The following is a 12730-nucleotide window of genomic DNA, read 5'->3' as shown; positions in this document are numbered from 1 at the left end:
AGCTGCTCGGCGCGATCCCCTTTGACGGCGAGACCGAACACGCCGAAGCCCGCATTATTGACGACGTATTCAACCTCTGCGCCGGCCGCTTGCAGCGCCGCCGCGATCTGGTCGCACGCGTCAGGCTGTTCAAGGTCGCAGGGAATAACGATCGGCGGGGCGCCCCCCGCGGCTGCGATTTCACCGGCCAGCAGCGTCAGGCGATCCGCGCGGCGCGCCGCCAATGCCACGCGATGACCGTTGGCTGCAAAAACCCGCGCCATTTCGGCGCCGATGCCCGCCGATGCACCGGTAATCAGCGTCACACGCTCGGTCACGATTGAATGCTCTTGGTTCCAATTGCAGGATCTGCCGCGAACGGCGGGACGAGAGCATAAGCTGACTGTGGGTTGCAAGCCACCCGCAAGCATTTCGATACGCAAACCCACCGCGACGCGCGCCGGAATGCGGGCATTTTCAGGCTTATCGCGGCGACAGCGGCAAATGGCAGCACACATTAATGTTTCTTCATCCGCGAATGAGCGCGATCGATGGCGGGAGTCAAGCCCATGCGTGTCACATTGCTGCGTCTGCGACGTCGGACGCACCGCTGGGGCGGGTGGCCAGCCGCGCCGCCACCCGATGCTTGAGATCGATGCGGTCGTGGGAGGAAACACCCAGCAGGTCGGCGGCGCGCCACATCACGTTGTCTTCGAATTCGCTGACCTGGCCGTCGGCATAGACCAGCTCCCACATCATCTCGACGATGCGCCGCCGGCCCTCCCCATCCACCGAACGCATGATGACGCTGGTGAAATGATAGAGATCGACCGCCTCGCCTTCGACCAGCGTCGCCGACGCGATCAACTTGTCCGCCATACCGTGACCGAGCCCGAACCGGCTTTCGATCAGGCTGTGCAACTTGCGCTTCTCGACCTCGCTCGGTTCGCCATCGAGCGAGACGACGTGAACCAGCAGCGCGGTCGCGGCCAGACGATAATCGGTATCGCCGAACGCCCGGTCCTGCTGCGAATTGGGCGAGACAATGTCGGCAATGAATTGGCGAAGTCCGTCCAGCATTGATCTGCCTGCGATAGCGGTGAAGCCTGCCTGCCGCCCGAGCGGCGGCCACCACAGATATATGGAACGGAAAATCGGCCCGCGCAATCCGTGCCGGTTCAGATCACCGCATCAACTCCCGGCGACCTCTGCCGTGGGAACGTCATTGCGAGGAGTAACGCGACGAAGATTCCAGCGGCAACAAGGCAAGAATGGATTGCTTCGTCGCGTTGCTCCTCGCAATGACGGGCCGGAATATTGACCGCGTTCGCGACGGCTAGGGAATCTCATAGACCACCATCTTGTCGGCGATGCCGCGCAGCGCCGCCTGCTTCTGGATCGGCGTGATGGCCTCTCTCTCGAGGATCGAGGCGACCGCCGGCGAATCGATCACCACCCCGGTGATGTGGATTTCCTGCGACGTCGACAGGCTTTGCACCCGCGCCGCGATGTTCACCGTCTGGCCGAAATAATCCTGCCGCTCGTTCAGCATCACCGCCAGGCACGGGCCTTCATGAATCCCGATCTTGACGATCAGGTCTTCCGTGCCGCGCCTGGCGTTCAGCGCCGTCATCGCCGAGCGCATGCGCAAGCCCGCGGCAAGCGCGTGTTCGGGCCGGATGAAGGTCGCCATCACGGCGTCGCCGATGGTTTTCACCACCGCGCCGCGCTCCGACGAGATGATTTCCAGCAACGCATGAAAATGCGCGCGCACCAGGTCGAAGGCGGCGAGATCGCCGACCCGCTCATACAGCGCGGTCGATCCCTTGAGATCGGTGAACAGGAAGGTCAGCGAGGTGATCTTCAGCCGCTGATCGATATTGAGATTGTCGGCCTTGTAGACGTCGCGAAAAGTCTGGTTGGTCAGCATCCGCTTGGCGGTGAGGAACGGTTTGCGCTTGCCGATCAAAAGATGAAGCGCTTCGGCGGCGACAAAGACCGACGGCAGCACCCGCACGCCGGCCTGATTGTCGAGCGACAGCCGCAGCGGGCCGGGGCGCATCGTGATGGTTCCGACCGGCGCCTGGATCTTGTTGTACATCAGCGACAAATGCTGACGCTCCCTGGTCGGCTCGCCCTGGACATCGATGAACTGCGCGGCATGGGTCACCGGCTCGAACACGATGATGAATTGCGGCGGCAGTTGCAGCGACAGCACCGCCTTCTCGCCGGCCGGCAGTTCGAGCGTATCCAGCACCACCTCGTTGGAAAGCGTTTCAAATGACTCCTTGTTGAAGTCGACGCCGGAGCTCCAGAAAATCTGCTTGAAATATTCCCAGACCGGGAGCGTGTTCGGATCATGCGCCGCGATGCGCCGGACGCGCGGGCTGACGGTAAAGGCGACCTCGACCTGCTCGTCGACGGAGGCCTCATAGCCGCAGGCGCAGAGGCCGCAGTGGTAATCGTCGTGGCGCAGCGACTTCAGCGTCGAGTGGGCATCGAGCACGCCGCCGCAGCCGGGGCACAGCACGTTCCAGGTCAATTCGAACAGGCCAAGCCGCGAGGCATGGAGGAAGCCGGAAATCACCCGCTCTTCGTCCAATCCGGTTCGCTTCGAGAAATCAAGTACATTGACCCGGTTGAGCTCGTGGTCCGCGCCCTGCTCGATCAGGCGCAGGATCGCATCGGCCACCGCCGGATCGGTGGTCTGCTTCAGCACCGAAAATTGCGCCTGGATGTCACTCATGCCGAAGCCCAGATGAGATTGCCGAGGCCCCGACGCAAGGCCTCAGGCCCGCGCCGAGATTGTAAACAGCGGCGAGCGATCCGGCTGCGTCGTCACCACGCCGACCGGCATCACCGGTTCCTGGTCGATCAGACCGACGCGGAATGCGCCGATGATCCTGGCCAGCGCCAGGGTTGCCTCCACCAATGCGAAATGCGCGCCGATGCAGACGCGCGCGCCGACGCCGAACGGCAGATAGGCGAAGCGATCGGGCGGCGTAGCCGTCATGAAGCGCGACGGCAGGAACGCGTTCGGATCGCGCCACAGTTTTTCGTGCCGGTGCAACAGCCAGGGCGCGATCATGATGACATCGTGCTTCCTCACCGCCATGCCCGCGATCACATCAGGTCCGGCCGCCGCGCGCGCGATCAGGAACGCGGGCGGATAGAGCCGCATGGTCTCGTCGACCACGGCGCGGGTGAATTTCAGCCGCTCGATATCGAGCGCGCCGTCGCCGGCAGTTCCCCTCACCTCCACGGCCAGTTGTTCCTGGGTGGCGGGATCAAGCGCGAGAAGATAGAGGGCCCAAAACAGCGCCGTGGCGGTCGTCTCGTGTCCTGCGAGAATCATGGTCGCGACCTCATCGCCGAGCTGTTCGTCGGTGAAGGCCTCGCCGGTCTCCGGATCGCGCGCCGCGCCCATCAGGTCGAACAGGTCGCGCGGCGGTGCGTCATCGTTCTTTCCGGCGGCGCGGCGCTCGTCGATCAGCAGACGCACGAATTGTGTCCAGCGCTTGCGGAACCGGGCGCGGGCGAAATCCCGCGGGCTCGGCCAGCTCAGCGGCAGCAGCATGTCGAGAAAATTCGGCCGGGCCAGCCGCTCGCCATACTCCATGACGAAATCGCGCAAGGCGGCGCCGTGGCGGTTCATGCCGAACGAGAACATCGTGCGCCCGGCGATCTCCAGCGTCATCCGCTGCATCGCCTCGCGCAGATCCACCGGCGCATTGCCCGCCGCCTTCAGCTTCGCGATGGTCTCGTCGGTCGCAGCTATCATGTGCGGAACCAGCGTCGAGACCGCGCGTGGCGTGAAGGCGGGCGCCAGGGTGCGGCGCTGGTGTTTCCAGGCACGGCCCTCGGCGATCAGGAGGCCTTCGCCCAGCATCGGACGCAATACGCGGAAGCCCGCCGGCGTGCGGGTGTAATTCTCGTAATTGTCGACCAGCACATGCCGGATCGCATCCGGCGTGTTGAGGATGAAGCTGCTGCGCCGGAAAAAGCGGCCGCGGATGATGTCGTCTTGATAGGCGCGCTGGCCCCAGCTGCCGATCACGCTGTCGCGGATCGCCTTGATCCGGCCGAACGCGGTCATGTTGTCGGGCGCACGCGGCGGGCTCGGCGGCACGAGTGGCTGGCGTGCGACCGGCGTGTCATAGGCTTCAGCGATGCTCACAGGTCCCTCGAGCCTCAATCCATGGTCCATGGCCTCGATCCGGGCGCCACGAAGGCGCCGGGATAGACAGAACAGCTAATAAGTCAGTTCGGCAACCGCAATCCGGTTTTCCGCTGCCGGCCAGGCCCGGGCCGCGATCCGCTCCTGATTGAACAGCGCCACCACGGGGCGGCCGGCCTGCGGAGCGGGTAGCCGCAAGGTGGTGACCGAGTCGGTCGGCACACCCGGCTTCACGTCGGCGGGCTCCTTGCCGTCGATCAGCACGACATCGCGCGGCAGCCCGAAATATCCCCGCGGCCGCGACATCAGGATGACCGCGCCGGCGCCAGCGTCTGCCGGTCCCAGCGGGCGCGCGGCCCGCAGATGGACAATGTCGGAGGAGCGCGGGAACGGCGAACGGTAGAAATGCGTGACAACCGAACCCGGCGATGTCAGCACGATCTCGAGATACCAGGCGGGATCGACCCGCGCCGGCCCCCAGCGGCCGTCGGCGCCGGTCTGCGAGCCGTGGATCGGGCCGCCCATGCGTTCGCCGGTCTCGGCGGAGACGCGATACACATCCACCGACGCGCCGGACACCGGCCGATTGGTTTGCACGCCCCCCGGCGTGCCGGTGACCAGTCCGCTCAGTCTGACCTCCGCTTCCGCCACGATCTCAATCCGCGACGGCTCGCGGCCGGCGATGAATTTATGGATCTCGCGGAACGCCCGCGGATGAAACGCCGTCTCGCGATGATCGATCGCGCCCAGAACCAGATTGGTGGCGCCCTTCAGCGCGGGGCCCTCGGACGTAATTCCGGTCGGCGTGCCCGGCTTGCCGACAAAGCGGCCGTCGGGTTGGGCATATTTGTCGAGGCCGTCGCTGCGCAGCGTCAGAAATGCCGTGCCCGGCGTCACCTCGCTCTCGCCCTCGTTCAATCCGCGCAGGAACGGGCCGCGGCCGTTGAACTCGTTGCCGAGACCATCGTCCCAATCATAGACGCCGTGGTTGGGAACGCCGCACAGCACGGCATGACTGACGTCGGCGCTGCCGCCATTCCTGATGTAGCTGCGAATCGCATTGCCGCCGCGCGAATTGCCGACCAGCGCGACGCGCAACGTACCGGTGCGGCTTTTCAATGCCTTGATCGCCTCGCCGAGTTCGCGGCGCTGGTCTTCGCTCGAGGAGCGGTTCGGCTGCTCCACCTTGTCGTCGGTGCGCGCCAGCGGATCGGTGAAATTGATCGCGAACAGGCGATCGCCCGCAACGCCGTTCGATTCCATCCGCCACAGCGTGGTGATCCACAGCGCCGCGTGATCGCCATTGCCATGCACGAACAGGATGGGTGGAACTTCCGCCGCGGCAGGCGGCGACGTCATCTGGGCGCGCGCCGGGAAACTGAAATTGCCGGCCAGCAAAGGCAGGGCTCCGGCGCCTTTGAGGACCGTCCGCCGCGATAGTCTCATTTGGCAACCTCCCGTTACTTTTCCTACCTTAGCTGTGCGGTAGCACCAGAGATAGCGGCGCAACGACTGGACAGAGCAGGGTTTTCGCAGGCATCACTTGGGCGGCAGCGATCATCGGCCAGCCATAGCGGGTGAAACGGAACTGGATATGACTGAATCGCCGAAACGCCCGCCTTTTGCCGCCGACGGCATCACGGCCCCGCTGCGGCATTCGGTGTTCCGCCGCATCTGGCTGGCCAGCCTGCTCTCCAACCTCGGCATCCTGATCCAGGGCGTCGGCGCCGCCTGGGCGATGACGCAAATGACGTCCTCCGCCGACAAGGTCGCGCTGGTGCAAACCGCCTTGATGCTGCCGGTCATGCTGATCGCAATGCCGGCGGGCGCCATCGCCGATATGCACGACCGGCGCATCGTGGCGCTGGTTTCGCTGTCGATCGCCCTGATCGGCGCGACCGCGCTGACCGTGCTGACGTGGCTCCATCTGGTCAATCCGCCAATCCTGCTGGCGCTGTGCTTCGTGGTCGGCAGCGGCATGGCGCTGTTCGGACCGGCCTGGCAAGCCTCGGTCAGCGAGCAGGTGCCGGCTGAGACCTTGCCGTCCGCCGTCGCGCTCAACGGCATCAGCTACAATATCGCGCGCAGTTTCGGCCCGGCGATCGGAGGCATTGTGGTTGCAACCGCCGGCGCGGTCGCGGCCTTTGCGGCAAACGCCGTGCTTTATCTGCCGCTGATGGTGGTGCTGTTTCTATGGAAGCGGGTCAGCGAGCCGTCGCGCCTGCCGCGCGAGCGGCTCAACCGCGCCATCGTCTCGGGCGTGCGCTACATCACCAATTCGCCATCGATCCGCATTGTGCTGACGCGGACGCTGGTCACCGGCCTTATCGGCGGGTCGGTATCGGCGCTGATGCCCTTGGTCGCCCGCGATTTGCTGCATGGCGGCGCGCAAACCTACGGCATCATGCTCGGCGCCTTCGGCGTGGGCGCGGTGATCGGCGCGCTGAATATCGGCGAAATTCGACGGCGGATGAGCGGCGAGGCCGCGGTGCGCGCCTGTGCGGTGTCGATGGCGGGCGCGATCGCCGCGGTCGCCTTGAGCCGGCAGCCGGTGCTGACGGCCGCAGCCCTGGTAGTCGCCGGCGCGGTCTGGATGCTGGCGGTCGCGCTGTTCAACATCGGCGTGCAGCTCTCGGCGCCGCGCTGGGTCGCGGGCCGTTCGCTGGCCGCGTTCCAGGCCTCGATCGCCGGCGGCATCGCGATCGGAAGCTGGGGCTGGGGCCATCTCACCGACATCGCCGGCGTGGAAACCGCGCTGCTGGTGTCCGCCGGCCTGATGCTGGTTTCGCCGCTGCTCGGCCTGTGGCTGCGCATGCCGCCGATCGGCGCCCGCAACGAGGCGTCCACCGAGGTGCTCGCCGATCCCGAGGTGCGGCTGTCACTCACCGGGCGCAGCGGGCCGCTGGTGGTGGAGATCGAGTATCGCGTCGCCCAGGACAGCGCCCGCGCCTTTCACAACGTGATGCAGGAGGTGCAGCTCAGCCGCCAGCGCAACGGCGCCTATGGCTGGTCGATCGCGCGCGACATCGCCGATCCCGAATTGTGGACCGAGCGCTATCATTGCCCGACCTGGCTCGATTATCTGCGCCAGCGCAATCGCGCAACCCAATCCGAACGCGCGCTGCATCAGCAGGCGATAGCATTCCATCTCGGCCCCGATCCGGTGCGCGTGCGCCGCATGCTGGAGCGGCCGTTCGGATCGGTACGCTGGAAGGAAGATACGCCCGACCGCGCCGCGAACGAGGTGTTGCCGGTCGCCACCAATGCCGGCGGCAGCACCTGATCCGACGGCTGCGCGCTACTTGCTTGCTGCTGGCAACTGGCATCGATGTCGCAGGGCCTAAGTCTAACGCCGCATCGCCGCTGCCAACCTTGCCAAACCTCGCCGCAAACCTCTAGACTTGCCGCCAACAATAGCGGCTGACCGGCCAAAGACCGGTTCGAAACGGGGAGGATCTCATGACCAAATCAACCAAGGACACTTCGACGCGCCGGCGCTTCCTGAAGGTTGCCGCGGCGGGCGCGGCCTCGGCGGTTGCCGCGCCGACCGTTGTCAGCGCCCAGGGCCCCATCAACATGCGCTGGCAGAGCACATGGCCGTCGAAGGATATTTTCCACGAATACGCGCTCGACTACGCCAAGAAGGTCAACGACATGACCGGTGGCGACCTCAAGATCGAGGTGCTGCCGGCAGGCGCCGTGGTGCCTGCGTTCGGCCTGCTCGATGCGGTGTCCAAGGGCGTGCTCGACGGCGGTCATGGCGTGCTCGTCTATCACTACGGCAAGCAGACCGCGCTTGCCCTGTGGGGCTCCGGACCGGGATTCGGCATGGACGCGAACATGCTGCTGTCCTGGCACAAATATGGCGGCGGCAAGGAGCTTCTCGCCAAACTGTACGAATCGATCGGCGCCAACGTCGTCTCATTCCCCTACGGACCGATGCCGACGCAACCGCTCGGCTGGTTCAAGAAGCCGATCACCAAGGTCGATGATCTCAAGGGCCTCAAGTATCGAACCGTCGGCATTTCAATCGACGTGTTCACGGCGATGGGCGCCGCGGTGAACGCGCTGCCGGGCGGCGAGATCGTGTCGGCGATGGATCGCGGCCTGCTCGATGCGGCCGAGTTCAACAACGCCTCGTCGGATCGCGCGCTCGGATTCGCCGATGTCTCCAAGGTCTGCATGCTGCAGAGCTACCACCAGAACGCCGAGCAGTTTGAGATCACCTTCAACAAGACCAAATACGACAGCCTGCCGGAAAAGATGCGAGCCATCATCGCCAACGCCGTCGACGCCGCCTCGGCGGACATGTCGATGAAGGCGATCGACCGGTATTCCCAGGACTACGTCGAGCTGCAGACCAAAGACAACGTCAAGTTCTACAAGACGCCCGACGCCATTCTCAAGGCGCAGCTCGAGATCTACGACGAGGTCGTAAAGAAGAAGGCCGCGGAAAATCCGCTGTTCAAGGAAATCCTGCAGTCGCAGCTCGCCTTCGCCAGGCGGACGACGCAGTGGGAACAGGACACCGTGGTGAGCCGCCGCATGGCGTATGACCACTATTGGGGCGCCAACGGCGCCGCCAAGAAGATCTGACGCCGCCCTGAAAATGCTCCAAGCCGACGAAGCACCATCCGGGCGCGCGACCCGAATGGTGCTTCGTATTATCGGATTCCCCGCGCCGAACGGTCGCACCCCATGAGCGTCCAGAGTTTCCTGCACACGATCGACGGCATCAGCACCTGGGTCGGCAAGGCCACCGCGTGGCTGATGATCCTGCTGATGAGCGCCGTATGTATCGAAGTCTTCAAGCGCTACATCATGAACATGCCGACGGCCTGGATCTTCGACCTGGACAACATGCTGTACGGGACGCTGTTCATGCTTTGCGGCGCCTATACGCTGGCGCAGAACGCCCACGTCCGGGGCGATTTCCTCTACTCCTCGATGCGGCCGCGCACCCAGGCGACACTCGACCTCGTGCTGTACATCGTGTTCTTCCTGCCCGGCATCGCCGCGCTGGTCTACGCCGGCTACTTCTACGCCGCCGACTCCTGGCGGATCGCCGAGCATTCGAATGTCACCGCGGACGGCCCGCCGGTCTACCACTTCAAGTCGGTGATACCGATCGCCGGCGCGCTGATCATGCTGCAAGGTGTCGCCGAGATCGTGCGCTGCGTGGTTTGCCTGCGCACCGGCGAATGGCCGAGCCGGCTGAAGGACGTCGCCGAGATCGACGTGATCGAGGAACAGCTCGCGCACAGCGAATATGTCGACGAGGAATCGCGCAAGCTCGCTATCGAGGGCGCGCAGCGAATCGACGAAATGGCACGTCAGCGCGGAATGGGCGGAGATCTGAACACATGAGCGATCCGGCACTCGGCCTGTTGATGCTGGCGCTCATCGTCGTCGTCATCATGATGGGCTTCGCGACGGCCTTCACGCTGATGGGCCTCGGGATGTTCTTCGGCTTCATCGCGTTCTACGACCCGTCGCATAGCTGGACCCAGAACCGCGTCTTCGACCTGATGGTTCAGCGCACCTACGGCGCGATGACCAACGACGTCCTGATCTCGATCCCGCTGTTCGTGCTGATGGGCTACGTGATGGAGCGTGGCGCGCTGGTCGACAAGATGTTCTATTCGATCCAGCTGGCGTTCCGCCGGGTGCCGGCTTCGCTCGCGGTGGCGACCCTGATCGTGTGCACGTTCTGGGGAATCGCGAGCGGCCTCGTCGGGGCGGTCGTGGTGCTGATGGGCGTCATCGCTTTCAACCCGATGCTGCGCGCCGGCTACGACGTCAAGCTCGCCTCGGGCGTCATCACCGCCGGTGGCACGCTCGGCATCCTGATCCCGCCATCCGTGATGATCATCGTCTACGCCGCCGTCGCCGGGCAATCGGTCGTCAAGCTGTACGCGGCGGCGATGTTCCCCGGCTTCTTCCTGTCCTTTCTCTACCTTGTCTACATCGTCGGCTGGGCGCTGATCGATCCGAAGATCGCGCCGCCGCTGCCGGAGGAGCAGACCCGCGTCAAAGTTCCGGCCTGGATCGCGAAATTCGAGGCGCTTTACTCGCCCAACATGTTCGTCGCCCTGCTCAAGGCGCTTGTTTCGCCCGCGCCGGCGAAGGCGCTTCAGGCCGACGGCAAGCCCATGACCTACGGGGCGATCGTGCAGAATTTCGTCATCGCCCTGGTGCCGTTCCTGCTGACCGCGATCACGCTGTCGACCGTGTGGTGGTACGTGGTCATCCATCAGCAGGCCGGCGCCGCCACGGGGCCGGTCGAGGGCCTGCAGCAACTGGGCAGCGCCGTATCGGCGCCGGCGGAGACGCCCGCCGAAAAGGGACCGGACTTCCAGTTCTATCTCTGGTTCTGGATCAGCGCGGCCGTCCTGATGTTGTGGACCGTGCGCGCCTACTGGCGCATGACCGGCGAACGCTTCGAGGTGCTCAAGCTCCTGACCTCGTCGGTGATGCCGCTCGGCATCCTCACCGTGATCGTTCTCGCGGTCATCCTGTTCGGCATCACCACCGCGACCGAGTCGGCTGCCGTCGGCGCGGCCGGCGCCTTCATCCTGGCGATCCACGCCGGCACGCTCGACTGGAAACGCACCAAGGAAGCGGTATTCCTGACCGCGAAGACCACCGCGATGGTGTGCTGGCTGTTCGTCGGCTCGGCGCTGTTCTCGGCGGTTTTCGCCATTCTCGGCGGGCAAGCCCTGCTCGAGCAATGGGTGCTCTCGCTGAACATGACGCCGGTGCAATTCATGATCCTGTCGCAGGCGATCATCTTCGTGCTCGGCTGGCCGCTCGAATGGACCGAGATCATCATCATCTTCGTGCCGATCTTCCTGCCGATGCTGAAGCACTTCAACATCGACCCGATCCTGTGGGGGACGCTGGTGTTCGTCAACCTGCAGGCGGCGTTCCTGTCGCCGCCGGTGGCGATGTCGGCGTTCTACCTCAAGGGCGTCGCGCCGAAGCATGTCACGCTCAACCAGATCTTCGCCGGCATGATGCCCTACATGCTGATCGTCATCCTGTGCATGGTGATCATGTATCTGTGGCCCGGGATGACGCTGTGGTTGCCGAACTACCTCTACGGCGGATGAGGCATGGCCGCGACCGCGCCACGACGCGGCCCTGGCGCAGCCGCCCTGCCGGACGCACCCCGTTGGCGCGTCTTGAAACTCGGGGGAAGCCGGCGAGCCCCGGGCGCCGACTGCGAAATTACTGCCCGTTGTCGGCCAGCACCTTCTGGCAGGCCTTGCTGAGCCGGTCACGGTTCTGCTTCAGGCACGCCAGCACGACCGCATCCCCGTCCTGGATATGGGCACGGCAAAACCGCGAGACGTCGCGGGCGCAGGCGTCATGTCCCTGCTGCGCCGTGGCCTGCGACCCCGTCAGGACCAGGGCAATGACGAAAAGAAGTCTGGTCATCTCGATAAGCCTTCACTCGATGAACGCGACCTCGGCGTTCTATAGCGTTTTCGAGCGAAGTGGAAACATCACGAAAGCGGCCGCGTCGCATGGGCGCAATCGCTTCCGGAACCCGAGATCACTGCGCGGCAACGGTGCCGGGCTTCTGGGCGGCCAGGTCGCGGTCCATCACGGCGCGGCAGCCGCTGCTCAGATCGGCGCGGTGCTTTTTCATGCAGGAGGTGATCGCCGGGATGTTCGGAATCTCCGAACTGCACAGGCGGAACGCGTCGCTCGTGCACATCTGCTGCGCCTCGGCGCTGAAGGCGAAGCTCGCGGTGGACGAGAGCGCGGAGAACGAGGCGGCGAAAGTCAGCGCTAAACTGACCTTGCGAACGGTGCTGGTGAAGAAAGCGGTCATGGTCGGCTCCCATTGGCCCGGCTCCGCGGGGCCCCTTGTTTGATGTCCCAACCATGCCCGAACCCCGAGGCCGGGACTGTGATGTCGGTCACCAAGCCGGAACTACTGAGGCCTCTGCGTCGCGAATCGCGACTTTGATGGCATTGCGGCGGTAGCGGGGCCCCGTTTCGCGGGCCGCAGCCAAAAATCGTGGAAAGAATCACTTTCCGGGCGCCGATTTCCCTGCGCGCCCGGGCCAAATTTCGGCCGACAGGGGCCCCACGTTGAAACGGCGTTAAGACTTTGTTCGCATGAATGGCTCGTCTGATATGCCCCGAGTAAGTGGAAAGTCGTGCGATGCGTAACGCGTTGGGCCTGATGCTCGCCAATGTTGCCATAGCGGCCGTGATCGCCGGCGTATGGTTCTGGACCACTTCTTCGCCGCGGGCTGAGCCGCCGCAAACCGTCGCCGCCCGGAAAGCCGAGCCGCTGCCCGCGCCCGCCAAACCGGCGCCGAAGGATGACATCGAGGTCACCGCCGCGCTTTCCGAACCGGCGGCAGCGCCCGCGCCGGCCCCGATCCAGCCCAGATCGACCTGCGCCAATCCCGATGCGCTCGGCGTCAGCCGTACCGTCGTGATCGACACCACCGGCGGGCCCGGCTTCGGCTTCGAACATTTCAAGCAGCTCGATTTCCTCGCCGACAAGGAGGTGGTGCTGACCTTCGACGACGGCCCGTGGCCGGACAATACGCC

Annotated in this window: 11 protein-coding genes and 1 pseudogene; 5 read left to right on the top strand and 7 right to left on the bottom strand. The window is 64.9% G+C overall.

What is annotated here, in order from left to right; translation table 11 throughout:
- From WCE35_RS15120 to WCE35_RS15100, 5 genes are all read right to left on the bottom strand, one after another.
- Window positions 1-497: SDR family NAD(P)-dependent oxidoreductase (locus WCE35_RS15120; RefSeq protein ID WP_424594149.1), on the bottom strand; the 497-nt coding region annotated here is incomplete at its 3' end.
- 58 nt (window positions 498-555) lie between these two features.
- A complete protein-coding gene (locus WCE35_RS15115) occupies window positions 556-1059 on the bottom strand; it encodes a TerB family tellurite resistance protein (protein WP_424594148.1) in 504 nt (167 codons plus the stop codon).
- Between the two features lie 256 nt (window positions 1060-1315).
- Window positions 1316-2725 carry an adenylate/guanylate cyclase domain-containing protein gene (locus WCE35_RS15110; protein ID WP_424594147.1) on the bottom strand — a complete coding sequence of 470 codons (1410 nt, stop codon included), beginning with the start codon at window positions 2723-2725 and terminating at the stop codon, window positions 1316-1318.
- A gap of 42 nt (window positions 2726-2767) precedes the next feature.
- Window positions 2768-4156: a cytochrome P450 gene (locus tag WCE35_RS15105; protein ID WP_424594146.1), complete on the bottom strand. Its 1389-nt coding sequence runs from the start codon at window positions 4154-4156 to the stop codon at window positions 2768-2770.
- A gap of 75 nt (window positions 4157-4231) precedes the next feature.
- Window positions 4232-5602 carry a hydrolase gene (locus WCE35_RS15100; RefSeq protein ID WP_424594145.1) on the bottom strand — a complete coding sequence of 457 codons (1371 nt, stop codon included), beginning with the start codon at window positions 5600-5602 and terminating at the stop codon, window positions 4232-4234.
- 148 nt (window positions 5603-5750) lie between these two features.
- Here WCE35_RS15100 and WCE35_RS15095 point away from each other — a divergent pair, with 148 nt between their 5' ends.
- The 4 genes from WCE35_RS15095 to WCE35_RS15080 all read left to right on the top strand — a co-directional run bounded on the left by WCE35_RS15095 (window position 5751) and on the right by WCE35_RS15080 (window position 11268).
- Window positions 5751-7439: an MFS transporter gene (locus WCE35_RS15095; RefSeq protein WP_424594144.1), complete on the top strand. Its 1689-nt coding sequence runs from the start codon at window positions 5751-5753 to the stop codon at window positions 7437-7439.
- Window positions 7440-7615: 176 nt separating this feature from the next.
- Window positions 7616-8752 (top strand): TRAP transporter substrate-binding protein, encoded by a 1137-nt coding sequence (locus WCE35_RS15090; RefSeq protein WP_424594143.1) that lies wholly within the window; start codon window positions 7616-7618, stop codon window positions 8750-8752.
- A 102-nt stretch (window positions 8753-8854) separates the two neighbouring features.
- Complete coding sequence (locus tag WCE35_RS15085; RefSeq protein WP_424594142.1) at window positions 8855-9523, top strand: TRAP transporter small permease subunit; 669 nt, start codon at window positions 8855-8857, stop codon at window positions 9521-9523.
- A complete protein-coding gene (locus WCE35_RS15080) occupies window positions 9520-11268 on the top strand; it encodes a TRAP transporter large permease (RefSeq protein WP_424594141.1) in 1749 nt (582 codons plus the stop codon). The genes WCE35_RS15085 and WCE35_RS15080 overlap by 4 nt, the downstream gene beginning before the upstream one ends.
- 118 nt (window positions 11269-11386) lie before the next feature.
- Here the strand turns inward: WCE35_RS15080 and WCE35_RS15075 are convergent, their stop codons facing one another.
- Window positions 11387-11596 (bottom strand): cysteine rich repeat-containing protein, encoded by a 210-nt coding sequence (locus WCE35_RS15075; protein WP_424594140.1) that lies wholly within the window; start codon window positions 11594-11596, stop codon window positions 11387-11389.
- Between the two features lie 118 nt (window positions 11597-11714).
- Window positions 11715-11996, bottom strand: coding sequence for a hypothetical protein (locus tag WCE35_RS15070; protein ID WP_424594139.1), 282 nt, complete (start codon window positions 11994-11996; stop codon window positions 11715-11717).
- 336 nt (window positions 11997-12332) lie between these two features.
- Between WCE35_RS15070 and WCE35_RS15065 the strand changes: the two are divergent.
- Window positions 12333-12730: pseudogene (locus tag WCE35_RS15065) on the top strand (polysaccharide deacetylase family protein); the annotation flags it as partial.

Origin of the sequence: Bradyrhizobium sp., assembly GCF_049691595.1 — a bacterium.
Taxonomy (GTDB): domain Bacteria; phylum Pseudomonadota; class Alphaproteobacteria; order Rhizobiales; family Xanthobacteraceae; genus Bradyrhizobium.
Note: the sequence above shows the minus strand (reverse complement) of the source record. Positions and strands in the feature narration are given on the sequence as shown.

What these genes read in the sequence shown, in the direction of transcription:
- WCE35_RS15115 (WP_424594148.1), bottom strand. Translation starts at nt 1,059, where the DNA reads ATGCTGGACGGACTTCGCCAATTCATTGCCGACATTGTCTCGCCCAAT.
- WCE35_RS15110 (WP_424594147.1), bottom strand. Translation starts at nt 2,725, where the DNA reads ATGAGTGACATCCAGGCGCAATTTTCGGTGCTGAAGCAGACCACCGAT.
- WCE35_RS15100 (WP_424594145.1), bottom strand. Translation starts at nt 5,602, where the DNA reads ATGAGACTATCGCGGCGGACGGTCCTCAAAGGCGCCGGAGCCCTGCCT.
- WCE35_RS15095 (WP_424594144.1), top strand. Translation starts at nt 5,751, where the DNA reads ATGACTGAATCGCCGAAACGCCCGCCTTTTGCCGCCGACGGCATCACG.
- WCE35_RS15090 (WP_424594143.1), top strand. Translation starts at nt 7,616, where the DNA reads ATGACCAAATCAACCAAGGACACTTCGACGCGCCGGCGCTTCCTGAAG.
- WCE35_RS15085 (WP_424594142.1), top strand. Translation starts at nt 8,855, where the DNA reads ATGAGCGTCCAGAGTTTCCTGCACACGATCGACGGCATCAGCACCTGG.
- WCE35_RS15080 (WP_424594141.1), top strand. Translation starts at nt 9,520, where the DNA reads ATGAGCGATCCGGCACTCGGCCTGTTGATGCTGGCGCTCATCGTCGTC.
- WCE35_RS15075 (WP_424594140.1), bottom strand. Translation starts at nt 11,596, where the DNA reads ATGACCAGACTTCTTTTCGTCATTGCCCTGGTCCTGACGGGGTCGCAG.
- WCE35_RS15070 (WP_424594139.1), bottom strand. Translation starts at nt 11,996, where the DNA reads ATGACCGCTTTCTTCACCAGCACCGTTCGCAAGGTCAGTTTAGCGCTG.